Source organism: Streptomyces sp. NPDC059785 (assembly GCF_042732375.1).
GTDB lineage: Bacteria > Actinomycetota > Actinomycetes > Streptomycetales > Streptomycetaceae > Streptomyces.
The window spans coordinates 1-15,090 of record NZ_JBHWHV010000002.1; the positions used below are offsets into that span (position 1 = coordinate 1).

Genomic DNA, 15,090 nt, shown 5'->3' on the forward strand with positions numbered 1-15,090 from the left:
CCCTGTTCGCCCGCTTCTCCTCCCGCCAGGAGGACTCGCCGCAGATGAAGATGATCGCCGCGCTGCGCAACCAGTTCGGCGGCCACGCCGTCGAGTCCGCCAAGTAACGGCTCGCCCGCCCGCCGCGGAATCCGGCAGGCGGCTCCCGGATCGTCGCAGGAACTTCTGCGGCGATCCGCTAGTTTCTACGTTGCTGTAGAAAGCTCAGAGGTCACCGGCCCGCCCGACCGGGCGGGCCGGATCCTCACTACTTATGGAGTTCGCATGGCCCTGTGGGACCGCATCAAGGAGTCCGCGTCGACGATGCAGACCCAGCTCGTGGCGAAGAAGAACGACCTGAAGAGCGGCGCGTTCCGTGACGCCAGCATGGCGATGTGCGCGCTGGTCGCCGCGGCGGACGGATCGATCGACCCGTCCGAGCGGCAGCGCGTCGCCCAGCTCATCGCGACCAACGAGGTGCTCCAGAACTTCGACGCCATGGACTTGCAGCGGCGCTTCGACGACAACCTGAACAAGCTGGCCGCCGACTTCGCCTTCGGCAAGGTCAGCGTCCTCCAGGAGGTCGCCAAGGCGAAGAAGAAGCCGGCCGAGGCGCGCGCCGTCATCCAGATCGGCATCGTCATCGGCGGCGCCGACGGCGACTTCGACAAGACCGAGCAGGCGGTCGTGCGCGAGGCGTGCTTCACCCTCGACCTGCCGCCGCACGAGTTCGACCTGTAAGCACCTCCGCGGGCCCGGGTCACAGAACGTCGCCGAACTCGCTCAGCACCCCGGGGGGTGCGAGCGCGTTGACGTAGTGGCCCGGGCCGTGGTCGTCGAAGGAGTACTTGAACGGGATGGTCCGGGTCAGCGCGAGCCGGGTCGCGAAGAACGCCAGCGGCGCCACGACGGCGAGCCCGGCGAGGCTGTCCATCTGCGGGTAGTGCAGCTCGGGGTCGGTGTTCTCGGTCCAGCCGTACTCCCTGGCGCGCAGCAGCGGGCGGCCCGCCCGCCGGACCGCGTCGCTGAGCCGGACCGCGCACTCGCCCCAGCCCCCCACCGGCCGGTCCTGGAGGGTGCGCAGCAGGTCGCCGGGGAGCGCCAGCGCCTCGATCGCCGAGTCGGCGGCGAAGGTCAGCGCCGCATCCACCGCGTGGCGCGGATTGCGGTAGTGGAACTCGCGGCCGAACGGCGCGTACGGTCCGACGGGCCGCGGCGGCAGCGCCGGGACCACGTCACGGTCGTAGATGTAGCGGATCAGCCGGTCACGCAGCACGGGCAGGCCGGGCGGGGTCATCGACTCCTCGCAGGCGCGGGCGAATTCGGGGCCGCCGACCATGGGCTGGCCGAAGGTGTAGACGGCCCGCAGTTTCTCCGCGACGGCCCGGTAGCGCGGGTCGTGCACCAGGATCACGCCCATCAGGGCGGCCATCGCGCCGCCGAGGCTGTGCCCGGTGACGTAGAGCGCCTCCAGGCCGTTACCGCGGGTGCCCTCGACGTCCGGAAGCACCGACTCGCCGCGCAGGGCGCGTTCCAGGGCGCCGATGATGTGCGGGCGGGTGGCGCGGACGTTGCGGTAGAAGCCCGCGTGCACCGCGTGCCTGCGTCCGTCCAGTTCCACGGCGAGCATCTCGGGCCGTACGTCGGCGTCGGTGAGGATGCTGATGATGTCCTCGGGCTGGGTGCCGCGGTAGCACAGGATCACCACCCGGCGGTCGCGGTCCTGGATCAGATAGGCCGCGGAGGCGATGTACATGGCGTCGACGCGCTGCTCGAACAACCGGCAGGCGTTCTCCTCCAGGCCGAGCCGGGTGGCGATGGTGGCCACGGTCTCCGGGTCCCCGCGCTGCTCGTATCCGGCGTAGGAGTAGGCCGCGCAGGTGGCCAGGGTGTGCGGCACGACGCCGTCCGGATCGGGCTGGCCCTTGTCCTCGGCCAGCCGCTCCACCAGGTCCGTGTAGACCGGGAAACCGGCGGGCCCCGGCGCGGTGTCGGTCCTGGACTTGAGCGGCCGCAGGTCGGCGAAGCTCGGGCCCGTCACGTAACTGCTGCTGTCCCGCATGATCGGCCTCCCCCGGGGTCACGGCAGCGGGACGGTGAGCACACCACCGCCCCGCAGGGCCGTCAACCGCCGGGTTCCCGCCCACCCGGCGCTCCCCGGCCACCTCCGCGACCGCCGTGTGGGGCCGCTGGTGACGCGGGGCGCTGCCGGGGCGTCCGGCGGCGCGCGGCGGAGGCCCGGACTCCGCGCTGACGTGCCGGGACGCCGGTGCGGGCCGGGGCGGGGCGGAAACGTGACCTCACCGCGCACATAGGCGGGAACCGCCGCTGTGGCCGTTCCGGGCCGCCGGTAGCGTGCTGGCCCCCTGTCCCGTACGCATCCGTACGAAGGAAGCGACCGATGGCTGAGACCGGGCAGCACGAGCAGCAGTACGAACGGTACGAAGGCGGCAGTCCCGAGGCGGAACGGCTGGTGTTCGACCGGCTGGCCCGGGAGCTGATGCAGGTGCAGGTGAAGAACCGGCGGGCCGGGGGCGGCCGGACGAGCCGCGCCTTCCACGCCAAGGCCCCGCTGGCCGTGGAGAACGCGCGGCTGCGCTTCCACGACGATCTGCCCGCGGCGCTGCGCGTCGGTTTCGCCCAGCCGGGCGCCGAGTATCCGGCGACGGTGCGGCTGTCGAACGCCAGCGGCATCCGGCAGGGCGACGGCTCGCCCGACCTGCGCGGCGCCGCGGTGCGGGTGAAGGTGTCCGCGCGGGAGAGCCATGACCTCCTCGCGACCAGCTATCCGGTCTCGCACGCCCGCAATGCCCGTGAGTTCGTGGCGTTCGCCAAGGCGATGGCGGGGGCCAGGACCCCGGTGCAGAAGGCCATCGGGCTCTTCGTGAAGCTGCCGCTGGCCGTCGGGCTCGCCACCGCCAACCGGATGCGGCGCAACGTCCAGGCCGCGACCCGGCACACCGTCACCTCCCTGGCGAGCGAGACGTACTGGAGCCGGGGCGCCGTCCTGTGGGGCGAGGCGGGTCCGGTGCGCTATCTGCTGCGGCCGGCGCCGGGCAGCCCGCCCGCGGCGGCGACGGACCGGCGCGACCCCGAGTTTCTGCACGGCGAGATGGCCCAGCGGCTCGCCAAGGGCGACGTGGTCTTCGACCTGTGCGTGCAGCGGTACGTCGACGAGCGGCGCACCCCGGTGGAGAACGCGGCGGTGGAGTGGAAGGACGCCATCGCGCCCGCCGTGCCGGTGGCCCGGCTCGTGATACCCGGCCAGGACGTGACGAGCGCGGAGGCCAGGGCGGCGGCCCTGCGGATCGAGGACCTGGCGTTCAACCCCTGGTACACGACCGACGAGTTCCGTCCGCTCGGCAATATCAACCGGGCGCGCAAGGCCGCGTACCAGGCGGGCAGCGCACACCGGCTCGGGCTGCGCTTCGTGACCGGGGAACCGGTCCAGAACCGGGTGCTCGGACCGCCCCTGACAAGGGCCTTCGAGCTGCTGAACCGGGTGGTGCCCTGGTACCGGCTGCCGCTGGAGTCGAGCCTTCTGAACCTGGTGTTCCTGCGCAAGACGCTGCGCCGGCTGAACCTGATCGACACCGAGGTGCGGGAGGCGCCGCCGAAGGCGCAGCCGGTGCCCGCCGTGATCCCGGAGCGGCTGCGCACCGAGCGGTCCTACGACGGCTCGTACAACGATCTGTCCGAGCCGCGGATGGGCGCGGTCGGCGCGGCGTTCGGACGCAATCTGAAGCCGGACTACCGGCCCGACCTCTTCGACACGCCCAACCCGGTCACGGTCAGCCGCCAGCTCCTGTACCGCGAGCGCTTCCTGCCCGCGACCTCGCTGAACATCCTCGCGGCGGCCTGGATCCAGTTCCAGGTCCACGACTGGGTCAGCCACCGGCGGCACAAGCCCGGCGAGCGCGGTGTCGAGGTGCCGCTGCCGCCCGGCAGCGGGGGCTGGCAGAACACGCCCGGCGGCCCGTCGGAGACCGTGATGCGGTTCGCCGACAACGACGGCATCGAGCTGCCGGGCAACCGCCCGCCGATCCTCTTCGGCAACGTCGCCTCGCACTGGTGGGACGGCTCGGAGGTGTACGGCGAGGACGAGGCCACGGCCCGCTATCTGCGCGAGCCGGACGGCGGCGCGAAGCTCCGCCTGGAGGACGGCCATCTGCCGTCGGGCCCGAACGGCATCCCGCTCACCGGCTTCAACGAGAACTGGTGGCTGGGGCTCAGCGCGATGCACACGCTGTTCGCGCGCGAGCACAACGCGGTCTGCGACGCGCTGCGCGCCGAGTACCCGACGCTGAGCGAGGAGCGGATCTACCACACGGCGCGCCTCGTGGTCTCCGCCCTGATCGCCAAGATCCACACGGTGGAGTGGACACCGGCGATCCTCGCCACCCCGGCGATCGACATCGCGCTGAAGACCAACTGGCAGGGCCCGCCGAGCAACTGGCTGAACCAGCTCGGCCTGTGGCTGTTCGAGGCACACTCGCTGACCGGCATCCCGAAGACCCTGCCCGAGCACCACGCGGCGCCGTACTCGCTGACCGAGGACTTCGTCACCGTCTACCGGATGCACCCGCTGATCCCGGACGACCTGGAGCTGCGCGAGCACCACTTCGGGCAGCGGCAGGAGACCGTGGGCTTCCTGGACATCCAGGGCCCGGCGGCCGAGACGCAGATCCGCAAGACCGGTCTCGCCGATTCGCTGTACTCGTTCGGCATCGCCAACCCGGGCGCGATCACCCTGCACAACTACCCGCGCTCGCTGACCCGGTTCGAGCGCGAGGGCGAGGTCATCGACCTTTCGGTGGTCGACCTGGTGCGCACCCGGCGGCGCGGCGTGCCGCGGTACAACGACTTCCGCGCGGGGCTGCACAAGAAACGCCTGCGGTCGTTCTCCGAGCTGTCGCAGGACCCCGAGACGGTGGCCCGGCTCAAGGAGGTCTACAGCTCGGTCGACGAGGTGGACACGATGGTCGGCCTGTTCGCGGAGAATCCGCCCACCGGCTTCGGCTTCAGCGACACCGCCTTCCGGGTCTTCATCCTGATGGCCTCCCGGCGCTTGCAGAGCGACCGGTTCCTGAACGTGGACTACCGGCCGGAGATCTACACGCCGCTCGGCATGGACTGGGTCGAGAAGGGCGGCATGAACTCGGTGATCCTGCGGCACTGCCCGGAGCTGGCGGCGCTGCTGCCGCGCGGCGCGAGCGCGTTCGCGCCGTGGCGGGCGGTCCAGCCGACGACCGACGGAGGCCCCGGATGACCACGGCCGGCGGCCCTTCGCCCGACGGCCCCGCGGGTCTCGCCGACGGCCCCGCGGGTCTCGCCGACGGCCACCCCGGCCTCGCCGACCTCGCCGTCCGGCCGCTCCTGGAGACGGTCTGGCACCGCCGTACCCACCGCGTCAGCCGTGGCGCGTCGGTGCCCGCCGGGTCCATGAGCTACCGCTCCACGCACACCCGGCAGCCGCTGTCGGAGCTGGAGGAGGCGGTGCTGATCGCGGTGACTCGCCACCCACCGCCGCTTCCCGGCGCACACGGACGCCCCGCACGTCCCGGGCGTCTGGCTACAGGCGCACCACGTCGAGACCGAGTACTACGACCGGTTCTTCGTGCGCGGCCTGGCGGACGCCCACCGGCGGCACGCGGAGCTGTGGGACTGATGCCGCCGGCGTCAGCGGTCAGAAGAGAGGAGGCACGGCGCAGTCGATGAGGTAGGGGCCGGGCTCGCCGAGAGCCCGGCCCAGCAGCGTACGGAACTCCTCGGCGGTGGTGGCCTGTTCGGCCGGTACGCCCAGGCCCCGGGCCAGGCCCACGAAGTCCAGGTCGGGCCGGGACAGGTCCAGCAGCTCGCCCGCCCGCGCACCGCCGGGCGCGGCGCCCACGGACGTCAGCTCCAGGTTGAGGATCGCGTAGGAGCGGTTGTCGAAGAGGACGACCGTGATGTCCAGCTCCTCGCGTGCCATGGTCCACAGCGCCTGGAGGGTGTACATCGCGCTGCCGTCCGCCTCCAGGGCGAGCACCGGCCGGCCCGGCGCCGCGAGGGCCGCGCCGACCGCGGCGGGCAGCCCCTGGCCCATGGCCCCGCCGGTGAGCGTCAGCCAGTCGTGCGGCGGGGCGCCCGCGGTGGCGCCGGGCAGCCACAGGCCGGACGTGTTCGACTCGTCGACGACGATCGCGTCCTCCGGGAGCAGCGCGCCGATCACCGCGGCGGCGGTCTCGGCGGTGAGCGCGCCCGTGGGCAGGGCGGGGCGCAGCGGCGCCTGCGGCACCGGGGACACGGCGTCGAACCCGGCCGCGAGCGCTTCCAGGGCCGTCGTCACGTCCTCGGTCCCGGCGGCCAGCGTGCGGACCTCGCAGCCGTCCGGCACCAGCCGGGCCTGCTGCCCCGGGTAGGCGAAGAACGTCACGGGCTCGGCGGCACCGGCCAGCACCAGGTGCCGTACGCCCGAGAGCTGGCCCAGGGCGTCCTCGCCGCGGTAGGCCAGGCGCTCGACCGGGGGCAGGCCCGCGCCGCGTTCCAGCCGGGCGGGGAAGGTCTCGCAGAGCAGCCGGCAGCCGGTGGCGGCGGCGATCCGGGCGGCGGCACGGATGCCAGGACCGTGGGTGGCGGACCCGCCGAGGAGCAGCGCGGCAGGAGCCTTCGCCCCGTGCCGCAGCGCCCGGGCCGCCTCGGCCACCGCCGTCGTGGACACCACGCCCGAGCGCGGGAGCACGGGCGCGGGGGTGGCCTTGCCCGCCTCCGACCAGGACACGTCCGCCGGCAGGAGCAGCGTCGCGATGGCACCGGGCGGGCCGACGGCGGCGGCCACCGCCTCGGCCACGTCGGCGGCCAGGTCACCGGCGTAGTAGGTGCGCCGGGTCCAGTGCGAGACGGTCCGCGCGAGGGCGCTGATGTCGGACTCCAGGGGCGCGTCGAGGCGTTTGTGGTGCAGCGCGTGGTCGCCGACGATGTTGACCAGCGGGGTGCGGGCGCGGCGCGCGTTGTGCAGGTTGGCCAGGCCGTTGGCGAGCCCTGGGCCCAGGTGCAGCAGGGTGCAGGCGGGTTTGCCCGCCATGCGCCCGTAGCCGTCGGCCGCGCCGGTGGCCACGCCCTCGAAGAGGCAGAGCACGGCGCGCATCCGCGGTACGTCGTCGAGTGCGGCCACGAAGTGCATCTCCGAGGTGCCGGGGTTGGCGAAGCAGACGTCGACGTCTGCGGCCACGAGACCTTCGATGAGGTTCTGTGCTCCGTTGGGCATGGCGGTCGCCTCCGCGCTCGCGGGCCGCGCCCCCGGTGGTGGCGCCGCCCCTCGCCGTCAGTACGGGCTGCCAGTCTCACGAGGTTGCGGGCGGGGCGTCAGCCGGGATTCGGACACAGGCGTCGCGGCGGAGGCTTCCGGGATCAGCGGCCCGGCCGTGCCGTGTGCTGGACGGCGAGGCGCACCGGGGCGTTCCGGGCGCCGTAGCCGCGGTGGCCGCCGTCGCGCTGGACGAGTTCGAAGAAGACCCGCCCTACGGTCTCGGTGTAGCAGTGCCGGAACTCCCCGTGCTCGTCCCGGTCGTAGAGGATGCCCAGTTCCCGGTACGTGTCCAGCTCCCCGTCGGCGAACTCGTACTGTGCGGCCAGGTCGTCGTAGTAGTTCGCGGGCATCGCGAGCAGCCGGCCGCCCGCGGCACGGTACCGGCGGGCCGCGGTGACCACGTCGTCGGTGGCGAACGCGAGGTGCTGGACGCGGGCGCCGTCGTCGGCGGGCGCGGGGCCGACGCCCAGGGCGATGCGCACACTGCCGTCGGCGCTGGCGACGGCGCGGCTGCGGTGCAGTCCGTAGGGGTCGGCGACGTCGACGCTCTCCCGCGCGGCGAGCCCGAGGACGCTGCGGTGGAAGAGCGCGGCCTCGTCGAACTGGTGCCAGGGCTGGGTGAGCGCGACGTGGTCGACGCGGTGGACGCAGCCGGCGGAGCCTGCCCGGTCGGCGGGCGGCTCGGCGACCGGCGTGAAGTCGTCCGTCCAACTGGGCAGGTGCGGGCGGTCGGTGGCGCAGAAGAAGAGTTCCGTGCCGTCGGGGGCGGCCACCGCGTCGAGCGGCGCGTCCTCGGGTGCGCGGCGGCGCGGCAGGACCGGCGCGAGCAGGGCCTCGGCGCGGCGGGCCGCGCCCGCGGGGTCCGGGGACTCCAGGCCGATGGCGGCGAGCACGGCGCCGGCGCGGTGCGCGGCGGCTCCGGTGTTCAGCAGCACCCGGGCCTCGCCCTGCTGCCACAGGTCGACCGGCTTGCTGCGGTGCCTGGCCGTACGGGTGAAGCCGAGGGCGCCGAGCACCGCGGAGACCGGTGCGGCGTCGGAGGCGACGAGTTCGGCGAAGGCCACGCCGGTGGGCACCACGGGCGCGGGCGGCGCCGCGAGCCCGGTCGCTTCCTTCAGGACGAGCAGCGAGCGCTGGGCGTCGACGGCGGTCGGCCCCGCGTCGGCCTGCCGGAAGACGTCGTTGAACACCTCCAGGGAGAGCGGCCCCCGGTACCCGGCGCGCACCACGTGCCCGAGCAGCCCGGCGAGGTCGAAGCCGCCCTGGCCGGGGAAGCAGCGGTAGTGCCGGCTCCACTGGAGGACGTCCATGGCCATCAGCGGGGCGTCGGCGAGCTGGAGGAAAAAGATCTTCTCGCCGGGTATGTCCTCGATCCCCTTGGGGTCGGACCCCCGGGCCAGGATGTGGAAACTGTCCAGGCAGGTGCCGAGCGCGGGGTGCCCGGCGGTTTCCACGAGACGCCACGCGTGGTCGTACGTGTTGACGTGCCGGCCCCAGGCGAGCGCCTCGTAGGCGACGCGGATGCCGGAGTCCTGGGCCAGCTCGGCCAGTCGGCGCAGTTGCCCGGCGGCCAGCTCGTCGTCGTCGAGGGCGTGCGGGGAGACGCTGGAGCACACCAGGACGGTGTCGGCGCCCAGGCGCCGCATCAGCTCGAACTTGTGCCGGGCGCGGCGCAGATTGCGGGCGAACTCCTCCTCGGGCACCGCCTCGATGTCCCGCATCGGCTGGTAGAGGTCGATGCTCAGGCCGAGGTCGGCGGTGCGGGCCCGGATCTCCTCCGGGGCGAGCGGGCTGGCGAGCAGGTCGTTCTCGAAGATCTCGACGCCGTCGAAGCCCGCCCGGGCGGCGGCCGTGAGCTTCTCGGTCAGGGGTCCGCTGAGCGAGACGGTGGCGATGGACGTACGCACGGGGTGTTCCCTTCGTAACGGCGTGCAGGTCGGGGGCGGTTCCGGCGGGGCGGCGGGGCGGCGGCTGGCGGCTTGGCGGCGGCTGGCGGCTTGGCGGCGCGGCGGCTGACGGCCGGACGGCTTGGCGGCTGGCTGCTGGCGGCTGGCTGCTGACGGCCGGACGGCTTGGCGGCTTGGCGGCTTGGCGGCGCGGCAGCTGACGGCCGGACGGCTTGGCGGCTTGGCGTGGCGCGTTTCCAGGAGCGGCCGCTCCGCGTGGCGCGTTCGGCAGCGGAGCCCGCGGGGCGGCGGGGCGGCGGGGCGGCGGGGCGGGTTCGGGTCGGTTCCGCCGGGGCGGTCAGCCGCGCGCGCCCGCCGTGCCGGCCGTGCCCGCCGTGCCCGCCGCGTCCGCCGCGTCCGCCAGTTCGGCGATGTCGGCGAGCATGCGGATGGCGTCGGGTTCCCGCCCGGTGAAGAGCCGGAACGCGTCCACCGCCTGGAAGACGGCCATGCCGCCGCCGTCGAGGGTGGGGCAGCCGAGGGCGCGGGCGGTGCGCAGCAACTCGGTGTCGAGCGGCCGGTAGACGACCTCCGCGACCCAGAGGCCCGGGTGCAGCAGTCCGGCGGCCAGCGGCAGACCGGGGTGGGCGGCCATACCGGTGGGGGTGGCGTGGACGATGCCGTCCGCCCCCGACCGCGGCGACAGCAGGGACGGCAGCGCGTCCGGGGTCGCGGCGGCCGCGCGCCCCGCGCCGAAGTGGCCGTTCAGGGCGGCGGCGAGGTCGGCGGCCCGGTCGGGCAGCGCGTCGACGACGGTGAGGTGTCCGGCGCCGAGGGTCAGCAGGGCGTGGGCGACCGCCGCGCCCGCTCCCCCGGCGCCGAGTTGTACGACCTTCTCCAGCGGGGCGTCGGGCAGTCCGCGCGCGAAGGAGGCGGCGAAGCCGGTGACGTCCGTGTTGTGGCCGACGGCGCGGCCGTCCTCGAAGACGACGGTGTTGACCGCGCCCAGCGCCTCGGCCTGCGGGGCGAGCGCGTCGAGGTGCTCGATGACGAGCTGCTTGCAGGGGTGGGTGATGTTGAGCCCGTCGAAGCCGAGGGTGCGGGCGAACCGCACCAGCGCGCCCACCGCGCCGGGAGCGGCGCCGAGCGTGTCGAGGTCGATCAGCCGGTACAGATAGCGCAGCCCCTGCCGGTCGGCCTCGCGTTCGTGCAGCGCGGGGCTGAGCGACGGGCCGATGCCGGAACCGATGAGGCCGACGAGATAGGAGTCCTGGGTCACGGCGACCTCCTGAGCGACTGGCTTGCAGAGACTGGCTGACTGCGACGGGTTGGCAGCGACGGGCTGACTGCGACGGGCTGACTGCGACGGGCTCGCGTGGCCGTCGCTCGACGCGGTGACCACCTAATGTACGAACTAGTACGTTAGTGATACCAGGCTGCCGCCGTCACGGGAACCCCCCGTCAGCAACGCGGGCACCGGCCGGGCTCCCGACGGCTGCTTCTACAATTCCCAGCACCCGCCCTCTCCCAGCACCCGCCCTCTCCGGCACCCGCCCCTCGCCCGCAGGCCCGAAGGAACGTCATGACCAGCGTCGAAGAACCGGCACGACAGGGCGGCCGCATCCGCGACGCCGCCCGCACCAGGGCGGAGATCCTCGACGTGGCCACGCGGGAGTTCGCCCGGGCCGGCTACACCGGGGCCCGCGTCGACGAGATCGCCGCCCGCACCCGCACCACGAAGCGGATGATCTACTACTACTTCGGCGGCAAGGAGCAGCTGTTCACGGCGGTCCTGGAGCGGGCGTACTCCGTGATCCGCCAGGCCGAACAGGAGCTGGACGTCGAGCACCTCGACCCGGTCGCGGCCATCCGCCGGCTCGCCGAGGTGACCTTCGACCACCACGAGCGGCACCCGGACTTCATCCGCCTGGTGAGCATCGAGAACATCCACGACGCCGAGCACATCGCCGCCTCCGAGGAGCTGGGCCGGATCGGCTCCCCCGCCCTGGAGGTGATCCGCCGGATCCTGGCGGCGGGCCGCGACTCCGGCCTGTTCACGGCCGACGTCGACGCCGTGGACCTGCACGCGATGATCAGCTCGTTCTGCTTCTTCCGGGTCGCCAACCGGCACACCTTCGGCGCCCTCTTCGGCCGCGACCTGGTCGACCCGGGACAGCGGGAGCACTACCGCACGATGCTCGGCGACATGGTCATCGCCTATCTGACCGCCGAGCGCTCCACGGACTGAGCGACGGCTCCACGGACTGAGCGGCGGCCGCGGCGGCCGGCGGCCTTTTTCGACATCACCCCTTGACACGGCGGAAACACGGGCGCAGCATCCGTAGCCAATCCATTGGTAACTATCCAGTGGGTTAATTAGCCGGGGTCCGCTCCCGGCACGGCCGACCCGCTCACCCCCCAGGGTCCCGGCACCCCTCCCCACCGTCACTCCCGTCCCCGGAGTTCCCCCGAAGGAGCACGCCGTGTCCGACCCCGCCGCACCGCTCGATGCCCCTCCCGGCCAGCCCCGGAAGGCCGCCACGGCCGCCTGGGTCGGCAGCGCCCTCGAGTACTACGACTTCTTCATCTACGGCAGTGCCGCCGCGCTGATCTTCCCCGAGGTCTTCTTCGACGAGTCCGACCCGGCCACCGCGACCCTGCTCTCGCTGGCCACGTTCGGTGTCGCGTACGCCGCCCGGCCGGTCGGGGCGCTCTTCCTCGGGCACTTCGGGGACCGGGTGGGCCGTAAGAAGATCATGGTGTTCACGCTGCTCCTGATGGGCCTGTCGACGTTCCTGATCGGCTGTCTGCCCACCCGTGACCAGGTCGGCGGCCTCGCCCCGGTGCTGCTGGTGCTGTGCCGGGTGCTCCAGGGCATCTCCGCCGCCGGCGAGCAGGCCAGCGCCAACTCCATGACGCTGGAACACGCGCCACCGCACCGCCGCGGCTTCTTCACCAGCTTCACGCTCAGTGGCACCCAGGGCGGCCAGTTCCTGGCCACCCTGGTCTTCCTGCCGGTCGCGGCGCTCCCCGACGAGCAACTGCTCTCCTGGGGCTGGCGCGTCCCGTTCTGGCTGAGCGTGGCCGTCGCCGTCGTCGGCTACGTCATCCGCCGCACCCTCCAGGAGACCCCGGCCTTCACCCGGCAGGCCGCCGCCGAGGGCGTGGTGAAGCTGCCGCTCGTCGTGCTGCTGCGGGACCACCGCGCGGACGTACTGCGGGTCGTCGCGGGCGCGTTCATCGCCTCGGTCAGCACGATCTTCACGGTGTGGGCGCTGGCGTACGCGACCAGCGACTCGGTCGGCATGTCCCGCTCCGGGATGCTGTGGGTGGGCGCGCTCGCCAACGTCGCGGCCCTCGGCGCCATCCCGCTGTGGGCCAAGCTGTCCGACCGCATCGGCCGCCGCCCGGTCTACCTCGTGGGCGCCGTCGGCAGCGCGGTCACCATGTTCCTGTACCTGTGGGCCATCTCGACCGGCTCCTATCCGCTCACCCTCGCCCTCGGCATCGTCGCCTTCGGCATCGTCTACAGCGCCGCGAACGGCGTCTGGCCCGCCTTCTACGGCGAGATGTTCTCCACCCGGGTGCGGCTGTCCGGCGTGGCGATCGGCACCCAGATCGGCTTCGCGGTGGCCGGGTTCGCGGTCACGTTCGCCGCTCGGATCGCGGGTCCCGACGGCGACGACTGGTCGTCCGTGGCGCTGTTCACCGCCGCCCTGTGCGTCCCGCCGGTGATCGCCGCCGTGACCGCGCGCGAGACGCACAAGGTGCCGACGGAGCACCTGGGTTCGCGCCCCGCCGCCGACGCCGCGCAGCGCACGGCCGTGACCGCCTGACCCCCGCCTGGCCCCCGTCTGATCCCCGCCTGATGCCCCGTCCGGTCCCGCCCGCCCGCCGGGCCTGCCGGGACCGCCCGCGGGGAGGACACCGCTCCCGGCGGGCCGTAGAGTTCCACTTCGCGCACACCGGCCGGGTTCAGGGACGGCCGGTGTGCGCGGAGCCTTCCGCCGCGGCCGGGACCCGATGCGCGTGTGACGGCGCTCACAGCGCCGCGCGTTGATTCTGACACTGATGTCAGGATCGACCATTCGCGGCATGCGAACCGACAACGACAGTCACAGCTCCGGCTCCGGCTCCGGCTCCGGCTCCAGCTCCAGCTCCAGCTCCAGCTCCAACCACGATCTCGGTCACGATCCCGGTCACGACCGCGACCACGGCCACGACCGCGACCACGACCGGAAGTTGCCCCTCTCCCCGCTGCTCGCCCTCGCGACCGCCGTCTTCGTCACGAGCCTGACCGAGACGCTGCCCGCCGGGCTGCTGCCGTCGATGAGCGCGGACCTCGGCGTCGGCGAGCCGGCGATGGGGCAGTCCGTGACGGTGTACGCGGCCGGGACCGCGCTCACGGCGATCCCGCTGTCCGCGGTCACCGCCGGGTGGCGGCGCAAGCGGCTGCTGCTGGCCGCGACCGCCGGGTTCGCCGTCGCCAACACGGTGACGGCCGCGTCCACTTCGTACCCGCTGACCATGGCGGCCCGGTTCGTGGCGGGGGTCGCCGCGGGGCTCGCCTGGGCGCTGCTTGCCGGGTACGCGCGCCGCCTCGCACCGGCCGGGTTCCAGGGCAAGGCGGTCGCGGTGGTCATGACGGGCATCCCCCTCGCCCTGTCGCTGGGTGTTCCCGCGGGCACCTTCCTCGGCGGCGCGGTGGGCTGGCGGGTGACGTTCTCCCTGATCACGGTGGTCACACTCGGTCTGCTCGGCTGGATCGCCGCCGCCGTGCCCGACCGCCCGGGGCAGCGCGGCGACGGCCGCCCGCCGCTGCTGCGGGCCCTCGGCGTGCCCGGCGTGGCACCGGTGCTGTTCGTGACGCTGGTCTTCGTACTCGCGCACACGATCCTGTACACCTACGTCGCCACCTACCTCAATCACGTCGGCATGGGCGGCTCGACCGATCTGGTGCTGCTGGTTTTCGGCGCCGCGTCGATGGCGAGCATCTGGATCACGGGCGCGCTGATCGACCGCCGGCTGCGCCTCCTGACCCTCGCGAGCACCGCGGGTGTCGCCCTGGCCGCCACCCTGCTCGCCGCGTCGACGGGCGGTCACGCCCTGGTGTACGTCGCCGCCGCGCTGTGGGGGCTCGGCTGGGGCGGCGCGCCCACCCTGCTCCAGACCGCGGTGGCCGACGCGGGCGGCGAGGCCGCCGACGCCGCCCAGGCCATGCTGGTGACCCTGTGGAACGCGGCCATGGCGGGCGGCGGGGTGGCCGGCGGCGTCCTACTGGACCGCTTCGGCGCGGCCGCCCTCCCGTGGAGCGTCCTGGCCCTGGCCGTTCCGGTACTGGCGGTGGTGGCCGCGGCGCGTACGCACGGCTTTCCGTCCCGCTGAGCGCTCAGCGTGCGCGCGGGATGCCGTACACGCGCTCCGCGCGGAGGCGCAGGACCAGCCGGCCGTCGCGGACCATGGCGGCGCGGTAGTCGTCCCAGTCCGGGTGCTCGCCCTGGAGGTCGCGGTAGAGCCGGACCAGCTCTTCGACGGTCTCGTCGTGCGGGTCCCGGGCGACGGGCGTCAGCTCCGCCGTGCCCTCCACGACGGTGTACGCCCACCGGTCCTCGCTGGTCACGTGGTACGAGGCCCGCGGATCCCGGCGCAGATTGCGGGTCTTGGCGCGGTCGTCGGTGAGGGAGACCCTGAGGATCCGCTCCTTCGGGTCGTAGCCGTGCACCACGTTCGACAGCTGGGGCCGGCCGTCGCGTTTGAGGGTGACCAGCACCCCGCCGCCGTACTCGGAGAGCAGCGCGAGCAGGTCGCCGTCGTGGTTCGCATCCTGAGTCATGCCGTGCCCAACGCGCGCGGCGGCGAACGGCATTCCGCCGTTGGCGGCGCACATCCGCGTACGCCGCCCGGTATCTCCGTGCCCGCGATACCCGTAGACAGTGT

At 73.5% G+C, this 15,090-nt stretch carries 10 protein-coding genes and 1 pseudogene; 6 read left to right on the top strand and 5 right to left on the bottom strand.

Annotated features, from left to right (window positions below; all coding sequences use genetic code 11):
• Together ACFV6E_RS01460 and ACFV6E_RS01465 are read left to right on the top strand one after the other, a co-directional pair.
• Positions 1-107 (top strand): annotated as a pseudogene (locus ACFV6E_RS01460) (6-phosphogluconate dehydrogenase); the annotation flags it as partial.
• A 157-nt stretch (positions 108-264) separates the two neighbouring features.
• Positions 265-720, top strand: coding sequence for a tellurite resistance TerB family protein (locus tag ACFV6E_RS01465; RefSeq protein ID WP_385177051.1), 456 nt, complete (start codon positions 265-267; stop codon positions 718-720).
• Positions 721-739: 19 nt separating this feature from the next.
• Here ACFV6E_RS01465 and ACFV6E_RS01470 read toward each other — a convergent pair whose 3' ends face one another.
• Entirely contained in the window at positions 740-2,041 is a 1,302-nt protein-coding gene (locus tag ACFV6E_RS01470; protein WP_385177052.1) for a lipase family protein, read from the bottom strand.
• A 339-nt stretch (positions 2,042-2,380) separates the two neighbouring features.
• On the opposite strand from ACFV6E_RS01470, the gene ACFV6E_RS01475 reads away from it, so the two are divergent.
• Positions 2,381-5,248 (top strand): peroxidase family protein, encoded by a 2,868-nt coding sequence (locus ACFV6E_RS01475; protein WP_385177054.1) that lies wholly within the window; start codon positions 2,381-2,383, stop codon positions 5,246-5,248.
• Positions 5,249-5,665: 417 nt separating this feature from the next.
• Here the strand turns inward: ACFV6E_RS01475 and ACFV6E_RS01480 are convergent, their stop codons facing one another.
• From ACFV6E_RS01480 to ACFV6E_RS01490, 3 genes are all read right to left on the bottom strand, one after another.
• Positions 5,666-7,225: an acetolactate synthase large subunit gene (locus tag ACFV6E_RS01480; protein ID WP_385458752.1), complete on the bottom strand. Its 1,560-nt coding sequence runs from the start codon at positions 7,223-7,225 to the stop codon at positions 5,666-5,668.
• A gap of 143 nt (positions 7,226-7,368) precedes the next feature.
• On the bottom strand, positions 7,369-9,174 hold the full coding sequence (locus ACFV6E_RS01485; protein ID WP_385177060.1) for a bifunctional sugar phosphate isomerase/epimerase/4-hydroxyphenylpyruvate dioxygenase family protein: 1,806 nt from the start codon (positions 9,172-9,174) through the stop codon (positions 7,369-7,371).
• 337 nt (positions 9,175-9,511) lie between these two features.
• The gene (locus tag ACFV6E_RS01490; protein WP_385458754.1) at positions 9,512-10,432 is read right to left on the bottom strand and encodes a shikimate dehydrogenase; all 921 of its coding nucleotides are present in this window, start codon (positions 10,430-10,432) and stop codon (positions 9,512-9,514) included.
• A gap of 303 nt (positions 10,433-10,735) precedes the next feature.
• On the opposite strand from ACFV6E_RS01490, the gene ACFV6E_RS01495 reads away from it, so the two are divergent.
• From ACFV6E_RS01495 to ACFV6E_RS01505, 3 genes are all read left to right on the top strand, one after another.
• Positions 10,736-11,401: a TetR/AcrR family transcriptional regulator gene (locus tag ACFV6E_RS01495; protein WP_385167168.1), complete on the top strand. Its 666-nt coding sequence runs from the start codon at positions 10,736-10,738 to the stop codon at positions 11,399-11,401.
• A gap of 235 nt (positions 11,402-11,636) precedes the next feature.
• Positions 11,637-12,989: an MFS transporter gene (locus ACFV6E_RS01500; RefSeq protein ID WP_385458756.1), complete on the top strand. Its 1,353-nt coding sequence runs from the start codon at positions 11,637-11,639 to the stop codon at positions 12,987-12,989.
• Between the two features lie 259 nt (positions 12,990-13,248).
• Positions 13,249-14,538, top strand: a complete 1,290-nt coding sequence (locus ACFV6E_RS01505) for an MFS transporter (RefSeq protein ID WP_385458758.1) — start codon at positions 13,249-13,251, stop codon at positions 14,536-14,538.
• Between the two features lie 4 nt (positions 14,539-14,542).
• Here the strand turns inward: ACFV6E_RS01505 and ACFV6E_RS01510 are convergent, their stop codons facing one another.
• A complete protein-coding gene (locus ACFV6E_RS01510; RefSeq protein WP_385167162.1) occupies positions 14,543-14,986 on the bottom strand; it encodes a PPOX class F420-dependent oxidoreductase in 444 nt (147 codons plus the stop codon).
• Positions 14,987-15,090: the final 104 nt, after the last annotated feature.